At 25.2% G+C, this 16,822-nt stretch carries 15 protein-coding genes and 2 pseudogenes; 7 read left to right on the top strand and 10 right to left on the bottom strand.

The features are described from left to right. Positions 1–178: 178 nt before the first annotated feature. From aroB to bioH, 4 genes are all read right to left on the bottom strand, one after another. On the bottom strand, positions 179–1,282 hold the full coding sequence (aroB, locus tag CRV09_RS02575; RefSeq protein ID WP_136132575.1) for a 3-dehydroquinate synthase: 1,104 nt from the start codon (positions 1,280–1,282) through the stop codon (positions 179–181). 41 nt (positions 1,283–1,323) lie between these two features. Continuing rightward, positions 1,324–1,854 carry a shikimate kinase AroK gene (gene aroK, locus CRV09_RS02570; RefSeq protein ID WP_136132574.1) on the bottom strand — a complete coding sequence of 177 codons (531 nt, stop codon included), beginning with the start codon at positions 1,852–1,854 and terminating at the stop codon, positions 1,324–1,326. 443 nt (positions 1,855–2,297) lie between these two features. Further along, positions 2,298–2,864, bottom strand: coding sequence for an ADP compounds hydrolase NudE (gene nudE / locus CRV09_RS02565; RefSeq protein ID WP_136132573.1), 567 nt, complete (start codon positions 2,862–2,864; stop codon positions 2,298–2,300). 146 nt (positions 2,865–3,010) lie between these two features. Further along, positions 3,011–3,778, bottom strand: a complete 768-nt coding sequence (gene bioH / locus CRV09_RS02560; protein WP_136132572.1) for a pimeloyl-ACP methyl ester esterase BioH — start codon at positions 3,776–3,778, stop codon at positions 3,011–3,013. 309 nt (positions 3,779–4,087) lie between these two features. Between bioH and nfuA the strand changes: the two genes are divergently transcribed. Continuing rightward, positions 4,088–4,666, top strand: coding sequence for a Fe-S biogenesis protein NfuA (gene nfuA / locus CRV09_RS02555; protein ID WP_136132571.1), 579 nt, complete (start codon positions 4,088–4,090; stop codon positions 4,664–4,666). Between the two features lie 164 nt (positions 4,667–4,830). Here the strand turns inward: nfuA and asd are convergent, their stop codons facing one another. Next, positions 4,831–5,937, bottom strand: coding sequence for an aspartate-semialdehyde dehydrogenase (gene asd / locus CRV09_RS02550; protein ID WP_136132570.1), 1,107 nt, complete (start codon positions 5,935–5,937; stop codon positions 4,831–4,833). Positions 5,938–6,154: 217 nt separating this feature from the next. Here asd and CRV09_RS02545 point away from each other — a divergent pair, with 217 nt between their 5' ends. After that, positions 6,155–6,748, top strand: coding sequence for a YhgN family NAAT transporter (locus tag CRV09_RS02545; RefSeq protein ID WP_136132569.1), 594 nt, complete (start codon positions 6,155–6,157; stop codon positions 6,746–6,748). Positions 6,749–7,015: 267 nt separating this feature from the next. Here the strand turns inward: CRV09_RS02545 and rpoH are convergent, their stop codons facing one another. Both rpoH and ftsY read right to left on the bottom strand, forming a co-directional pair. Then, positions 7,016–7,873: an RNA polymerase sigma factor RpoH gene (rpoH, locus tag CRV09_RS02540; RefSeq protein ID WP_136132568.1), complete on the bottom strand. Its 858-nt coding sequence runs from the start codon at positions 7,871–7,873 to the stop codon at positions 7,016–7,018. A 415-nt stretch (positions 7,874–8,288) separates the two neighbouring features. Beyond that, complete coding sequence (gene ftsY, locus CRV09_RS02535; protein ID WP_136132567.1) at positions 8,289–9,599, bottom strand: signal recognition particle-docking protein FtsY; 1,311 nt, start codon at positions 9,597–9,599, stop codon at positions 8,289–8,291. 171 nt (positions 9,600–9,770) lie between these two features. On the opposite strand from ftsY, the gene rsmD reads away from it, so the two are divergent. The 5 genes and pseudogenes from rsmD to ruvX all read left to right on the top strand — a co-directional run bounded on the left by rsmD (position 9,771) and on the right by ruvX (position 13,773). After that, positions 9,771–10,364 carry a 16S rRNA (guanine(966)-N(2))-methyltransferase RsmD gene (gene rsmD, locus CRV09_RS02530; RefSeq protein WP_136132566.1) on the top strand — a complete coding sequence of 198 codons (594 nt, stop codon included), beginning with the start codon at positions 9,771–9,773 and terminating at the stop codon, positions 10,362–10,364. Positions 10,365–10,525: 161 nt separating this feature from the next. Beyond that, positions 10,526–11,503 carry a porphobilinogen synthase gene (gene hemB / locus CRV09_RS02525; protein WP_136132565.1) on the top strand — a complete coding sequence of 326 codons (978 nt, stop codon included), beginning with the start codon at positions 10,526–10,528 and terminating at the stop codon, positions 11,501–11,503. A gap of 347 nt (positions 11,504–11,850) precedes the next feature. Then, the gene (gshB, locus tag CRV09_RS02520; protein ID WP_136132564.1) at positions 11,851–12,795 is read left to right on the top strand and encodes a glutathione synthase; all 945 of its coding nucleotides are present in this window, start codon (positions 11,851–11,853) and stop codon (positions 12,793–12,795) included. Positions 12,796–12,803: 8 nt separating this feature from the next. Continuing rightward, positions 12,804–13,327: pseudogene (locus CRV09_RS02515) on the top strand (YqgE/AlgH family protein). Then, positions 13,327–13,773: a Holliday junction resolvase RuvX gene (ruvX, locus tag CRV09_RS02510; protein WP_136132563.1), complete on the top strand. Its 447-nt coding sequence runs from the start codon at positions 13,327–13,329 to the stop codon at positions 13,771–13,773. Before CRV09_RS02515 ends, ruvX begins: the two are co-directional and overlap by 1 nt. A 146-nt stretch (positions 13,774–13,919) precedes the next feature. Here ruvX and CRV09_RS02505 read toward each other — a convergent pair whose 3' ends face one another. The 3 genes and pseudogenes from CRV09_RS02505 to CRV09_RS02495 form a co-directional block, all read right to left on the bottom strand. Next, positions 13,920–14,153 carry an oxidative damage protection protein gene (locus CRV09_RS02505; protein ID WP_136132562.1) on the bottom strand — a complete coding sequence of 78 codons (234 nt, stop codon included), beginning with the start codon at positions 14,151–14,153 and terminating at the stop codon, positions 13,920–13,922. Positions 14,154–14,825: 672 nt separating this feature from the next. Continuing rightward, positions 14,826–15,970, bottom strand: a pseudogene (gene hemW / locus CRV09_RS02500) (radical SAM family heme chaperone HemW). A 128-nt stretch (positions 15,971–16,098) separates the two neighbouring features. Continuing rightward, positions 16,099–16,815 (bottom strand): YggS family pyridoxal phosphate-dependent enzyme, encoded by a 717-nt coding sequence (locus tag CRV09_RS02495; protein ID WP_136132613.1) that lies wholly within the window; start codon positions 16,813–16,815, stop codon positions 16,099–16,101. Positions 16,816–16,822: the final 7 nt, after the last annotated feature.

The raw sequence follows: 16,822 nt of genomic DNA, 5'->3' as shown, positions 1-16,822 counted from the left end.
TGTTGGTATTGCATTTTTGTTGTTGGTGGTTATATCTATAAAAATAACAAAAATTATAATTTTTGAGACTAATAAACATACAATCTTATTAAGTTTTTTATTCAAACTATATTTATAAGTTTTATATTTTTACACTTTTTAAGTGTTATTATTCATATATTGAAAAATATTTATATATCTAATTTTCTATGTAAGCACAATCTTGACATTCGTTAATCACATCAAATATCAACTCATTAGATATACCATTACGTATTTCAGACATTCCAATTGATAAAGGAAGTATTAGTCTGAGTTTATCGGAAATTACTTTTTTATCTCTCATCATATAAGTTAAATAATCTTTAGGAACCATTTCTATTGGACCACGTATTGGTAATTTGGCTCTTTTTAATAGATTAATAATTTTTTCAGTATCACTCTTTTTAAATTGACCTAAACGTTCTGCTATACATGCAGCCATAACCATTCCAACAGATATTGATTCACCATGAAGCCAATTACCATAACCCATATGTGTTTCAATCGCATGACCGAAAGTATGACCTAAATTTAAAATTGAACGATGTCCTATTTCATGTTCATCAATAGAAACTATATTAGCTTTTAATTCACAACATCTACGAATACAATAAATCAATGCGTTTTCATCTAGTGCCATTAGTGAATCAATATTGTTTTCAAGCCAATGAAAAAATAAGTTATCTAAAATAATTCCATATTTAATCGCTTCTGCCAATCCTGAACTGAACTCACGTGAGGGTAATGAACATAAAAATTTAGTATCGATAATTACTGAAATTGGTTGATGAAAAGCACCAATCATATTTTTACCCAATATATGATTAACACCTGTTTTTCCACCAATAGATGCATCTATTTGAGCAAGTAAAGTTGTTGGTATTTGAATAAAACGAACACCTCGCTGATATATAGCTGCAGTAAAACCAGTTATATCACCAATAACACCCCCTCCTAAAGCAATTAAAATTGTATTACGACCATGTGATTGCTTTAACAGAGAACTAATAATTTGATTAACAGTTTCAAGATTTTTATATTTCTCACCATCAGGTAAAATTATATAATCAACTTTTATCCTTAAATTTTTCAATAATATTATAAATTCGTTTAAATATATTGGGGATAAAGTTTGATTGGTTACTATCATAACCTTATCATTGGCTTTTAAACACCAAAAGGAATTTAAATCCTTAAATAATCCATTAGATATGATAACTGGGTAAGTTCTGTTTCCTAATGAAACAGTAATTTTTTCCATAAAATTAAATACCTGATAAAATTTATTAACTTTACTAAGTTTTAAATTATTTCTTTTTCTAACATATAGATAATTTGATTTGCTACGATTTTTGTGTTTTGATTATCAGTACTAATTGTAAGATCAGCTATTTCCATATACAAAGGATTACGTTCTTCAGCTAATGATTTAAGTATTTTGCTGGGAGATAGATTAATTTGTTGTAATAATGGACGCTTTTTATCATGTTGAGTACGTGATAATTGTTTTTCTATTGTTGTTTTTAAATAAACTACAATTCCACGAGCTGAAAGACAACTTCTATTTTTTTGTGATTTAATAGACCCTCCTCCAGTTGCAAGAACAATTCCTTGTTTCCCAGTAAGTTCATTTATAATTTTTTCTTCACGATCACGAAATCCTTCTTCTCCTTCAACATCAAAAACCCAACTTATATCCGCTCCAGTACGTTTTTCAATTTCTTGATCTGAATCAAAAAATTCCATATTCAGTTGTTGAGCCAAATAACGACCAATAGTGCTCTTTCCAGCACCCATCGGTCCAACTAGAAATATATTACGTTTATCTGCCATATTGTTTGATATGAATGAAATTTATTAATAATATCCAGAAATTATGATTAAACCCTGGAAAGGTAAAGGAATTAAAACACATATAATTATCAACTCTGTTATATAATCATTAAAATACCTAAGACCCATAGACAACTAATTCATACTATCTATAACATTATTAATGTTTTTTAAAATTTATAACAATTATTGCACATTAAATTTTATATTAATAGTATTATTTACAAAAAATAATTTTAAAATTTAGATAAATAAAATTTTTACTAAAAGACAATAAATTATTGTCAGTTTCGATTATTGATAAAGAAATATTAATATTTAATTTTTAATTTATTTGTCATAATTTTTAAATTATTGAAATTAATGATTTCGAATCCATATTAATATTTTGATTATTAATTAATAAGTGAAAAATTAAGTTAGGCAACTATTAAAAATTATTTTTAATAGTTTATAAGACCTTTTTTTACTAACCATTCGCGTGCAATAAATAGAGTACTTACGTTTCGTGATTCACAAAAATTTGATTCTTTTAGTAATTCCAACATATTATGTATAGACCAATAATGTATAATTATTGGTTCTGGTTCGTCTCCTATTAGTTTTTTTTTATAAAGACTTTGAGCTAGTACAATATTGCTTATGCTATAGAGATAGGAAGGTGTAATAGTTATTTTACCAATTAATTCCAATTGATTAGCACCAAATCCTATCTCTTCTTTAAGTTCACGATTTGCAGCTTCCTTTATTGATTCACCAAAATTAATTAAACCTTTGGGAAAACCAATTGTATAACTTTCTGAACCTACAGCATATTCTTGAATTAAAATTAAATTATTATCAATAATTGGTATAATAATAACTGTTTCAAAATTAGATGCTTTAATACGTTCATAAACGCGATGTTCACCATTGCTAAAAATTAAATCTACTGATTCTATTTCAAATAATTTAGAACAAGCTATTGTTTTTACGTTAGTAATATTAGGTTTTTCTATTTTTTTTTTCATTGTTAATATCAAAATTTATGGCTTTAATAATTTTTAAAAATTAATTGTATTAATTTTTAAAATTTTCGTATGTATTGATTTTAAATTAACATAAAACATATAATTTTATGTTAATTTAATACGAATAAACATAAAAGTATAGTTAATTAGAAATCTATTTTTTTGATAAAATCAGTAATATATTTGCAAAACTTATCAGGATGAGAAATAAAGGGAGCATGTGCTGCTTTTTCCATTATAATAGAATTAGATAGCGAAACAATTTTATCTAAAATAGGTGAAATACAACGTGGTACTAAATTATCTAAGTAGCCGTAAATACGTAAAAATGGTATTTTAATTAAAGGTAATTTCGTACGCATATCTGTTTCAGTTAAAATTTTTAAACCATTATTTAGTACTTCAGCAGGCGTAATAGGTTGAGAAAATATTGCTTTTTTTAATGTTAAAACATCAAAATAACTTCTATTTGAACCTAATGTTTGTAATAATAAAAAACGATCTATTGTTTTTTGTAAATCTTTCTGAATATGAAATTGAAAATTTTTAAATACATTCAATTTTATACCTGGCCAAGATTTTGCAGCAATAAATCTTGGTGATGATGCTACAGTAATAATCCCACCTAATACTTCAGGCTTAATCAAAGCTAATTTCATAGCCACTAATCCTCCTAGAGACCATCCAATTAAGATTGATTGATAAGGTATAAATGGTAATAATTGAATTGCCATATCATTTAAAGTTAAAGCAGACAAATTTTGACTACGTCCATAACCTGGTAAATCAAATATATGCAAGCAAAAGTTTGCACTAAGGCACGGAACAATCTCATTCCATATTTCTGCATTAAGAGCCCAACCATGCAGTAAAACAAGATTTATTGTACCTTTGCCACAAGTATAATAATACATTTGAAATCAATTAAATATTAAAAAATACATAATAAAAATCCTGAATGAAGATATTAATTTTTAATTATGTGTTGCTATTTATTATTTATAAATTAGTTAAAACGTAATTAAGTTATATTATTTTAAATAAAATCTATTTTATATTTGAGATAGTCATAATTTTATGTATAATCAATGTAATTAAGCAAATAATTATTTATTATTTATTTAGGACTAATAATAATGCAAAATATGTTAAATGGATAAACTATATTTATTTTAATAATAGTTTTTTCCAAAATATTTTGATCTGAAATTGAGTAATTATCAATGATTAAAATAACTGATTCTGCTAAAAAACATTTTTTAAAATTATTGAATAAACAAAAAGATGGAACACAAATTAGAATATTTATTAATAATCCAGGTACACCTAATGCTGAATGTAGTGTTTCTTACTGTCAACCACATACTATTAAAGATACAGACACTGAATTAAATTTTGAAAAATTATCTATTTATATCGATGAAATAAGCTTACCTTATCTAAAAGAAGCAGAGATCGATTTAGTAGTAGATAAATTTGGATCTCAGCTGACATTAAAAGCACCAAATGCTACAAAAGTGCATAAACTGCCTGAAAATGCACCTATTAATAAGCAGATAGAATATCTATTGTATACGCAAATTAATCCACAATTAGCTGAACATGGCGGATATGTGTCATTAGTTGAAATTACTGATGATAATTATGCTGTATTACAATTTGGAGGTGGATGTAATGGATGCGCAATGATAAACGTTACCTTAAAAGATAGTGTGGAAAAAGCATTAATGATAGCTTTTCCTGTTTTAAAAGGAGTTATTGATAATACTGAACATCAGCATGGTAGACATTCTTATTTTTAATAAAAATTATTATTCAAAATTCATTTATTTTTATCAAAAAATAATTAAAATACAGTAAGATTGCAAATATTTAGATCAATAAATTTGAAGATATTATTTAAGTAACATTAATTATGTAATAATATCTTATTATTAAAAATAATAATTAGTCTGTATTTTATCTATTAAATTAACAAACGTAACATTCTGCGTATTGGTTCCGCTGCACCCCATAGAAGTTGATCACCAACAGTAAAAGCAGAATAATATGTTGAACCAATATTTAGTTTTCTTATTCGACCAACTGGAATCAATAATGTACCAGTTACTGCAGCTGGTGTTAATTGATGCATAGTTGGATCTTGATCGTTTTTGATAACCTTAACCCATTTATTATGTGAATCTATTATTTCTTCTACCTGTTCCAATGGTATATTTTTATTTAGTTTAATAGTAAATGCTTGACTATGACAACGTAACGTACCAATACGAACACATAATCCGTCAATTGGAATAATGGTTTTAGTGTTAAGAATTTTATTAGTTTCTGCTTGCCCTTTCCATTCTTCTCTGCTTTGACCATTTTCTAATTTTTTATCTATCCAAGGAATTAAATTATTCACTATAGGTACACCAAAATTATCAATTGGTAAAAAACCAGAATAGGTAAATTTAGCAATTTTTCTTTCAATGTCCAAAATCAAGCTTGTTGGATTATTTAAAGATTCTGCTACATGGTTATATATTGCTCCCATTTGTATTAACAATTCTTTCATATGACGAGCACCACTGCCAGAAGCAGCTTGATAAGTTGCAACTGATATCCAATCAATTAGATTGTGAGAAAATAAACCGGCCAATGACATTAACATTAAACTTACAGTACAATTACCACCAACAAAAGTTTTAATACCATTGTTTATTCCTTCACTAATTGTATGGCAATTTACCGGATCAAGAACAATAATGACATCTTTTGCCATACGTAATACAGATGAGGTATCTATCCAATAACCTTGCCATCCTATACTTCTTAATTTAGGATAAATTTCTTTAGTATATTCACTGCCTTGGCAAGTAATGATGATATCTAACATTTCTAAATGTTCTATATTAAAAGCATCTTGAAGAACACTATTAAAATTACCACCAAAATTTGGAGATAGTTTTCCTTGTTGTGATGTAGAAAAGAAGATAGAGTTAATCATGTTAAAATCATTTTCTTCAATCATTCGGGACATTAATACTGAACCAACCATGCCACGCCAACCAACAAAACCAACATTTTTCATGTTATCTCCCATATGGATTATTTGAATGTTCAATTTATTTTTTAAAGGCAATACTAAAATATTAATTTTACTTAGCTATGTGTAATAATTAAATTTACAAATAGCCAGAACTTTATAAATTATGTTAATTTCTATTAATAGAATAATTTTAAAAAAATACTAATTTTAGCTAATTAACAATTAATAAATTATATTAAAAAATTAAGGTGTAAAATAAATGAATGAGATAATTTCTGGAACAATATTATTACTATTAATTATGGATCCCTTAGGTAATTTACCTATTTTTATGTCAATTTTAAAATATATTGAACCTAAACGAAGGCAAATTATTTTAATTCGTGAAATGATAATCTCCTTAATTATTATGTTATTATTTTTGTTTTCTGGAGAAACAATATTAAATTTTTTAAATTTACGTACTGAATCAGTATCAATATCTGGAGGCGTTATTCTATTTTTAATAGCTATTAAAATGATTTTTCCTTCTTATGAAGATAACAATACAGGCTTACCTGCTGGTGAAGAACCATTTTTAGTTCCCTTAGCAATACCATTAGTTGCAGGACCATCCCTATTAGCAACTTTAATGATGCTAGCACATCAATATGTAAATCAAATATATATTATTATAGTTTCAATGTTAATTGCATGGGGAATAACATTAACAATTTTATTGCTTTCAGAACTTTTTTTACGAATACTGGGGGAAAAAGGTGTAAATGCATTAGAACGTTTAATGGGATTAATTTTAGTTATGTTGGCAACACAAATGTTTTTAGATGGTATTAGAGTTTACTTAAAAGTTTAATTTAATTAAATTTTAATTGAATTAAAAAGCAATTACAATATTAGGTAATATATTTTTTATCTATTATAGATATTTTAAATATCTATAATATGATTTTTTAGTAAAAATAATATTTTTTAGTAAAAATAATTTTGAATAGACTCTTATTATTTTGATAATTGATATAAAAGACTGAGTTTTAAAAATATCTTTTTTTTCCAATTAACATCATATTAATGAATATTTAATACTTAAAAAAAGATTACTATAATAATAATCTTGTAATTTTCATGACTCAATTGCTAGTCTAAGTTTTTTCATGGCATTTTTTTCAAGTTGACGCACGCGTTCGGCTGAAACTCCGTATTTATTAGCTAGTTCTTGAAGTGTTGTTTTACTATCCTCTTCAAGCCAACGAGTGCGTATAATATGCCTACTACGCTCATCTAAACTTTCTAATGCGTAACTTAATTTATCTGCTGCATGTAATTCCCAGTTATTTTCTTCAATACCATTAGCAAAATCAGAACTTTTATCTTGAAGATAAAGTACTGGTGCCATAGATTTATCTTCATTATTTTCATCATTATTACATAAATCAAAAGTCATGTCTTGAGCAGCCATACGAGATTCCATTTCACGGACATCTTTACTACTTACTCCTAATTCCCGTGCTACCATTTCTACTTCATTTTGGTTAAACCATCCCAAATGTTTTTTACTCTTTCTAAGATTAAAGAATAGCTTACGTTGTGCTTTTGTGGTCGCTACTTTTACAATACGCCAATTACGTAAAACATATTCATGAATTTCAGCCTTAATCCAATGGACAGCAAAAGAAACTAATCGCACACCAACTTCAGGATTAAATCTTCTTACGGCTTTCATTAATCCAATATTTCCTTCTTGTATTAGATCAGCTTGCGGTAACCCATATCCAGAATAGTTACGAGCTATATGGACGACAAAACGTAAATGAGATAGAATTAATATCTTGGCTGATTCTAAATCTCCATGATAGTGTAATTGTTTAGCTAAAATTTTTTCTTGTTCTGCTGATAACATAGGTAGTATATTTGCAGCCTGAATATAAGATTCTAAATTACCTAATGGAGCGAAAGTTATAGCTTGTGTTTTTTTTATCATTCAAACTCCTTTAATATTGTAATATAATTGCATTAATTAATATAATTTTTTTATAAAATGATTAAATATCTTTAAATATGTTTAGGTTGTTGCACAACTATCTTTAATTTAAGTTACTTAGATAACATTTTTATTATTGGAATGATATTAAAAAAATGTAATTAGTCATAATTATTATCTTTATATAACAAATTATAAATTAATTATTATATTACATATATAATAAAACATAATTCATATGTATTACCTTACGTTATTTTTTTAAGGTACTACATCATTAGTAGGTATATTTTAAGTATCTTCTTTGAATTTATAATTAATTTATATGATTAATAAATCATATAAATTATCATTGTAAGCCTTGATGATAACACTTTTTATTAACAAATATTTAATTTATTTTCTTTAATATTTTTTAAGAAAATAATGCTTCAATAAAATCTATAGATTTGAAAGTTCTTATATCTTCTCTACTTTCCCCAATACAAATATATCTGATAGGTATAGATAGTTGATTAGCTATTGAAAAAATAACTCCGCCTTTAGCAGTACCATCTAATTTAGTAATTGTAATTCCTGTGGGTTTTATGAATTCATAAAAAGATTTAGCTTGAATAACAGCATTTTGTCCTGTATTAGCATCTATAATTAACATTATTTCGTGGGGTGCAGATCCATCTATTTTTTTGATTACTCTAATAGTTTTCTTTAATTCTTCCATTAAATGTAATTTGTTATGAAGACGACCAGAACTATCTGCAATTACTATGTCAGTTTCACGAGATTTTGCAGCTTTTATCGCATCAAAAATCACTGAAGCAGAATCTGCTCTTTTATGTTGTGCAATTACAGGAACTTTATTTGTTTCCCCCCAAAATTGCAATTGCTCAATTGCAGCAGCCCGGAAAGTATCCCCGGCAGCTAAAATAACTGATTTACCTAATTTATTATATTGATAAGATAGTTTACCAATAGTAGTTGTTTTTCCAACACCATTAACTCCTACCATTAATATAACAAAAGGTTTTTTGTTTTTTATTTCTAATGGAATATCTATCCCGGTAAGTATATTGGCTAGTTCATTTTTTAATAAAATATAAATATCTTTTGTATCACATATGCTTTTAAATTTTGCTTGATGAGATATGTTATTGATAATCATTTTAGTAGTTTCTATTCCAACATCAGCAATCAATAACTGCTCTTCTATTTTATCAAACAATTCTTTATCTACTGATTTTTTTTTAAATAAATTAATTAAATTTAATGTTAAATTTTGACGAGTTTTTGTTAGACTGTTTTTTAATCGTGTAAACAATCCTTCATGTTGTTTTTTTAAATTATTTTGTATATTAACATTACGAAACTTATTATTTAATGTATCAATACTGTTATTACTAATTGATTTATTAAATTTATTGGTAGAACTTGCATTAAAAATATCTTCTGAAAGTTCCTTTTTAAAATTTAGATTATTATCAATTTCCTGATTAGTTTTAATTTTTTTATTTTCAGTACCTTCAGTTATTAGTGAAGACTTTTTTTGTATTTGATCATTTATTATTTTTTTATCTGTTTTTATGTTATTATTAAATAAAAAATCATTTTGATTTGTATTTGAATTATTTTTTTCTTGTTCAATCAAAGATATTTTTTCTGCCTCATCTTTTTTTTCTTTTTTTAATTTTAACCAAGAAAAAAAAGAATTGTTTTTCTTTTTTGTCATTATATTTTTGATTTTCCTATGATATTTTGACTTATTTTTTTACAATTAACTAAGCGTGAAATTTTATTATAAAAACAATAGATAACATACTTAATAATAATTTAATATTTATTTTTTTAAGAAAGTTATTTTAATATCACTATTATTTTATCATATCATATAAATATTTTAATGAAAAAGTTTTATAGTAATTATCGTTCAGGATCTATTCGCATTATTGCGGGACAGTGGCGTCGGCACAAACTACCAGTATTAAATAGTTATGGATTACATCCTACTACAGATCGTATGCGTGAAACTTTATTCAATTGGTTAAACCCTATGATCAAAAATGCAAATTGTCTTGATTGTTTTACAGGGAGCGGATCACTCGGATTTGAAGCATTATCTCGTTATGCAAATTTTGTGACTATGTTAGAGATAAAAAATTATTTAGTAAAACAACTAGAGATGAATTTAAAAAGATTTAAATCAAATAATGGCAAAATCATTCATACAGACACCCTGTTTTGGCTTGAAAATAACAAGGGTAAACCATTTAACATAATATTTATTGATCCACCATTTAATAGTAATTTATTAGATAAGACTATATTTTTATTAGAAAAGAAACAATGGATAAGTAATAATTCATTTGTATATATTGAAAAAAAATCAACTAATATAATAAATTATATACCAAATAATTGGACTTTATATCATAAAAAAACAGCTGGAAAGGTAACTTATTCTTTATTTATGGTTAAAAATAATCTAATTAAATGAAAATTTCGTAAAATTTACTATAAACACATTAGTAAAATATTATTTAATTATTTTTATAAGATATAAAAATAATTAAATTTATTTGTAATAAATATAACGCTTTCATAAAAAACAAAAATTATTAATAACAACTAATTTCTAAAATAATAACAAATATTATAATGAAAATGATTAATATAGACAAACGTCCAAGAAGGTTACGTGTTAATGTTTTAATGCGTAAAATTTTTCAAGAATGTAATCTAAACTTAGACAAGTTAGTTTTTCCGATTTTCGTTGAAGAAAATTTACATGATTACAAAGAAATAAAAACTATGCCAGGAATAATGCGTATCCCTGAAAAAAAGTTACCGTATGAAATTGAACGAATAGCTAAAGCAGGTATTAATATGGTATTATTATTTGGTATCTCTCATAAATTAGATAGCTTAGGAAGTGATACATGGAATGAAAACGGTCTAATAGCACGTATTATTCGTATATGCAAAAATACTGTACCAGAAATAATCTTAATATCAGACATATGTTTTTGCCAATATACTGATCACGGACACTGTGGAGTAATACGTAATAATACAGTTGATAATGATCAAACGTTAATCAATATGTGTAAACAAGCAGTTGTAGCAACAGCAGCAGGAGCTGATTTTGTTGCACCGTCTGCTTCTATGGATGGACAGGTAAAGAATATACGTAAGGCACTAGATTTATCTGGGTTTAATCAAACAGCAATAATTTCTTACTCTACTAAATTTGCATCTTCTTTTTATGGTCCATTCCGAGAAGCTACTGGAATTAATATTACAGGAGATCGAAATACTTACCAAATAAATCCAATGAATAGAAGAGAGGCTATTAGAGAGTCTTTAATTGATATTAATGAAGGTGCAGACGTCCTAATGGTAAAACCAGCTGGTGCTTATCTTGATATCTTGCGTGATATACGGGGAAAAACACAATTGCCATTAAGTGCATATCAAGTAAGCGGAGAATATTCTATGATTAAATTTGCGGCTAAAGCAGGCGCAATAAATGAATATAAAGCAATATTAGAAAGTTTAGGTTCAATAAGAAGAGCTGGTGCTGATATTATTTTTAGTTACTTTACGCTTGATCTTGCTGAAAAAAAAATAATTTAAAGCATAATCTATAAATTTATATTTTATTAATTATTTACATAATAATTAATAAAATTATTCTAAGAAATATATATATAATCATTCTCTATTAAATAATTAGGTTAACATCTAATATCTTGATGTATATTTTATTTTTAATAAAGAACCAAGATTAATATTATTAAGTTAATAATATTAATTAAAATATTATAAATTTAACTCTTAATTTAAGAAATTTTAGAATCATATAAATATTTATTATTTTAATCATTTCCTAAAATTATTAGGAAATAATCAATCAATGGATTATTCATTATATAACCTATCATAAAATTAAATTATAGTAAAATTTCTTTAAGGAGATAATAATGGTTAAACTTGGTATATTAATGGATCCAATTTCTTCTATTAATATAAAAAAAGATAGTACATTTGCGATGTTATTAGAAGCACAAAAACGAGATTATGAAATTTATTATATGGAAATAAATGATCTCTATATTTACGAGGGTAAAGCTTATGCAAATACATATTTATTAAATGTAAAAAAAAATTATGACAATTGGTATAATCTTGGTAAAAAACAAAATATTAAACTTTCTGATCTTGACGTTATCTTGATGCGTAAAGATCCTCCATTTAATATGCAATATATTTACTCAACATATATTTTGGAATATGCTGAAAAAGAAGGGACTCTTATTATAAATAAACCACAAAGTTTAAGAGATTGTAATGAAAAATTACATATATTATGGTTTAATGAATTTGCTCCTAGCACTTTAGTTACATGCAATAAAAAACATCTCAAAAAATTTTGGCAAGAAAATGTTGATATAGTAATAAAACCACTAAATAATATGGGAGGTAAATCTATTTTTTGTATAAAAAAAAATGATCTTAATTTTTCAGTTATCGTTGAAACTTTAACTAAGGAAGGACGTCTTTTTTGTATGGCACAAAAATACCTTCCAGATATTAAATACGGTGACAAAAGAATTTTAATAATAAATGGTGAACCGATACCTTATTGTTTAGCTAGAATTCCCAAAAAAGGTGAAAATCGGGCTAATCTTAGAACTGGTGGTATAGGTCAAGTACAAACTTTAAGCAAAAATGACTTCGAACTTGCTAAAAATATTGGCTCTGTCTTAAAAGATAGAGGATTAATTTTTGTTGGATTAGATATTATTGGAAATAAACTGACAGAAATTAACGTAACTAGCCCTACTGGTATATGTCAAATTGAATCAGCTATTTCAATTTCTATTACTTCTATGTTAATGGATGCAATTGAAAAAATATTGCATTAAATATTTGAATTATAATTAGATACCTATTAGTTGCTGTCCCCTCATTACAAGATCCTTTTTTTAAGCATTCTATTATATATATATTTGTGAACATAACGAAAAAGTAGTAATGGGATTAATTATTAACAAGTATATAAAAAACTTAACTATAGAAAATATACTTAACAAATTAAACATTATCTTTAGATAACAAAGACCTTAGTAAATTTAATAAACCAGTATTTAAAGGAGGCCCATTAGCTGAAGATTGCGGATTTATACTACATTCTGCACAACATATTTTTAATACTAGTATTTATGTATTTGAAAATATTATTATTACGATATTAAAAGATATATTAGAAGTTATTAGTTCAAGTTTACAACCTGATGATGTCCTTTTGATTATTGTGCTTTAAAAAAAATAATTAGAAAATGAATTAATGGCTAATTCTTGGTTAACTGCGCTAGCTAGCAGTAAAATTATTTTCCATACTCCTACAATATCGGTGTAAATATACATAATATTGCTAATTATGCGGGACATGCTTGATGTCAAAAAAAATTATAATAGGATTTGATTTTGGTATTAAAAATATTGGCGTTGCAATTGGACAATTAATTACTGGTACAGCACATCCTGTAAGTCCTTTAAAAGCTATAAATGGAATTCCAGATAGGAGACAAATTGAACAATTAATAAAAGAATGGCAACCTAGTTTGATTGTAGTTGGTTTACCTCTAAACATGGATGGCACCGAACAATATTTTACTTCTCATGCTAAGAATTTTGCCAATTACTTAAATAAAAAATTTGATATTAGTATTTTTATGCAAGATGAAAGATTAAGTACAAAAGAAGCACGTTCAGAACTATTTAGAAATGGAGGATATCGTTCTTTACTAAAAAAATCCATTGATTCTAAATCGGCTGCGATTATTTTACAAGATTGGCTTAGTGTAAATTTTTTAAAGACAGAAGATCATGTATTAAAATGATCTGTATCTTTGCTTATACTTTAGACTTAAAATTATAATTTTATGATTGTCAGAATAAAATACAATTACATAAATCGTTGTAATTAATTTTAGTTATAAAAGTAAAAAGCTAAATAATATAAATGATTAGTTTGTAAAACCACTAATTATTTTTTAAATAAGAAATCAATCATTTCATTTTCTAATATCTTGCGATCTTTATCATTTATTAAATTAAGTTTTTTCTCATTAATTAATATCGTCTGTTTATTTATCCATTTTTGCCAAGCTTGTTTTGAAATTTCGTTATAAATACGTTTGCCAATAATACCAGGATAAACTTTAGTATCTAATCCTTCAGTTTTACATTTTAAAAAACTACAAAAAATAATTCGACTCATTATTAATTTCTCAAAAAAATAAAATGTTCATTAGAATATTTATTTTAATTTAAAATCCTTTTAATAAACTCATAATCAATATAAATTAATTCATCACACTTTATAACAAATTAAATTTGATATCAATAATACAAAACATTATATATGTTAATTATTAAAATATTTTATAAAAATATAATAAAAGTATAATTCTATTAAATAAAATAATTAATTTTATACATATTAAAATAAAATTAACTAAAACTCAATAATTTTATTTAAGTAATGATTGGCTAATATTTGAGATGAGTTATTATATTAGCTAATATGTCAGAGTATAATTACTTAGGCATCTTAGGCATAGAGGTATATTTACTAGAAATTAGATATTATTTTAATGAGGTAAAAATAGAAAATTCAAAAACTAAGAATTATATATCATGATATTTTTTAAGTATTGGAGAATATAATTTCTGATTATTCATTTCAAAAAGTTCAATTAATTTACCATGATTCATGGCTAAAAAAATGCCATTATATATTTATTGAATTGATTACTAAAAAACTGCATGTATATGGTACTCTATTTCAATAGAGTATTAGAACTATATTAAAATAATCATAAGAATAAATATAATATTTAAGAATTAAGTTTTAAAAAATATCTTAAGAAATAATTGTTTTTTATTAATATCATTTATTTTTTATTAAAAATAATTCCAATAAATCATTTAGAAATAACCTTCCCTTCTTGGTAATTTTCCAATTTTTTTTTGTTTCAATTATATAACCTAAAGACACTGCTATATCTATATTTGATCTAACAGTTTTTTCCTTTAAACCAGTAAATAGCTCAAATTCTTTACGAGATAAATGTTTTATTAGACGAAATCTATTCATAAAATATTCAAAAGGTTTATCGATATCAGAAACAAAATATTTTTTATGAAGATAAAACCCTTCCATAAATCCTTTAGGATGACGAGTTTTTATAGTTCTTATGATCTTACCATTTAATTGTGTCACCTTGCCATGAGCGCCACAACCAATACCAAGATAATCACCAAAATACCAATAATTGATATTATGTTTACAATGGTAATTTGGTTTTGAATAATTTGAAACTTCGTATTGTTTATAACCACGATTGATTAATAAATCGTGTCCTTTTGTAAAAATATTCCATAATATACTATCCTTAGGTAATTTAATATCTTGCATCATATTGAACACTGTATTAGGTTCAATAGTCAATTGATACCATGATATGTGAGAAGGGTTAAGCAAAATAGCTTGATTTAAATCATTTAAAGCTTCTTTTAATGATTGTTTTGGTAAACCATGCATTAAATCAATATTAAAGTTATTAAATCCAACACTTTTAATTAAATGTATTGTATCACTTATTTCTTTTGACGTATGAATACGGCCTAAAGAATTCAAATTGAGTTCGTTGAAACTCTGAGCACCTATCGAAATACGATTAATTCCAATAAACTTATAAAAATACAGGAGATCAACCTCAATAGCACCAGGATTAACTTCTATTGAAATTTCTACATCTGATTTAAGATTTAAATTATCTTTGATCCCATTCATTAATAATTCTATGGATTTTATGTCTAGTAAACTAGGTGTTCCACCTCCAATAAAAATAGTATTTATTATTCTATTATTAATTAAATGAAGATCATTTTTAAGATCTAACAAAACATGATGTATATAATCAACATATGATATTTTTTTTTTAATCGATGTGAATTAAAATCGCAATAGTAACATTTTTTTATACACCAAGGTATATGAATATAAAGACCTAATGGAGGTAAATAATACATTATATATTCCATCAAAAATACCAATTCTACTATAAATTTATTATCTTAAAAATAACTAGAAAGTAACAAAATGAATTTACAACTATATAAATAATCTATTGATGAAATTTTATTCAGATATTATTATACTATAAATTGTTTTTATATGTTTTAAAATTATTTCTATCACCGAATATTGCAGTTCCAATACGCAGCATTGTACTGCCTGTAGCAATAGCTGCTTCTATGTCATGAGTCGTTCCTAATGAAAGAGTATCAATATTATTAAAGTTCTTTTTTAGATGTTGAAAGGTAATTGCCATTTTATTATAAACAGTTAGCTGTCTGTCAAAATTATCATCTAATTTAGGAATAGCCATTATCCCTCGAAGTTTTAACCTAGATAAAGATTGAATTTGCCCTACCATATTAAAAATGTTCTCCGCCATTATTCCTGATTTATTTTCTTCCCTACTTATATTAATCTGAATTAATACATTAAGTGGAGGCAAAAATATCGGTCTTTGCTCATTTAATCTATTTGCAATACGCATTCTATCAACTGTATGACACCAAGAAAAGTTTTCTGCTACTAATCGACTTTTATTAGACTGCAATGGTCCAATGAAATGCCATTCTAAATTAGAATAAAAGGTTTGTATTAATTTAATTTTTTTAATAGATTCCTGTACATAATTTTCACCAAAACTGATATGTCCTAGAGATGCTATCTTTTCAATATTGCTTAGAGGTTGATTTTTACTTACTGCAAGTATATTAATTTCTTTAGGATCACGATTGTATAATTTAGCAATATTATATATTTTTTTTGTTAAATTTTGAAATTTTTGTTGAATTGATATCATTTTCATA

This window comes from Candidatus Pantoea edessiphila, assembly GCF_002933345.1.
In the GTDB taxonomy this organism is placed as follows: Bacteria; Pseudomonadota; Gammaproteobacteria; order Enterobacterales; family Enterobacteriaceae; genus Pantoea_C.
This window is presented reverse-complemented; position numbering and strand designations above follow the sequence as displayed.